Source organism: Escherichia sp. KCJ4928 (assembly GCF_004352695.1).
GTDB lineage: Bacteria > Pseudomonadota > Gammaproteobacteria > Enterobacterales > Enterobacteriaceae > ECMA0423.
In genome coordinates this window covers 1-571 of the sequence record NZ_SJWV01000561.1, presented here as the reverse complement: position 1 = coordinate 571, position 571 = coordinate 1, and the positions used below count along the sequence as shown (strand labels likewise).

The 571-nt window shown below is 32.4% G+C and carries 1 pseudogene; it reads left to right on the top strand.

Going from position 1 to position 571, the window contains the following annotated elements:
* Nucleotides 1-4: 4 nt before the first annotated feature.
* A pseudogene (locus tag E0D98_RS25550) lies at nt 5-571 on the top strand (hypothetical protein); the annotation flags it as partial.

The window sequence follows — 571 nt, the reverse complement described above, 5'->3', positions numbered from 1 at the left end:
ATATATGAGTAGTAATATACATGGAATTAGTTGCACTGCAAATAATTATTTGAAACAAGCCTGGAACAATATAAAAAATGAGCACGAAAAAAATCAAAAATATTCAATCACGCTTTTTGAAAACACACTGGTGTGTTTTATGCGGTTGTATAAAGAAATCAGACGTCAAAAAGCTGAAGACTACATTCCATGCCTGGAATGCGATTCACTAGAAAAAGAATTTGAGGAAATGCAGAATGATAATGATTTATCATTATGTTTGAGAACATTGCGTACTAATGATACAGAAACTTATTCAGGGGTTTCAGAAGGTATTACATATACTATACAATATGTTCGAGATATTGATATTGTTAGAGTGTCCTTGCCGGGCAGAGGTTCAGAGTCTATCACAGATTTTAAAGGTTATTATTGGTATGGCTTTATGGAATATATTGAAAACATTAATGCGTGTGATGATGTTTTTTCTGAGTATTGTTTAGATGATGAAAATATGAGTATCCAGCCAGAATGGATAAATACGCCGGGAATATCTGATTTAGATACTGGTATTGATTTGTCTGGTATATCT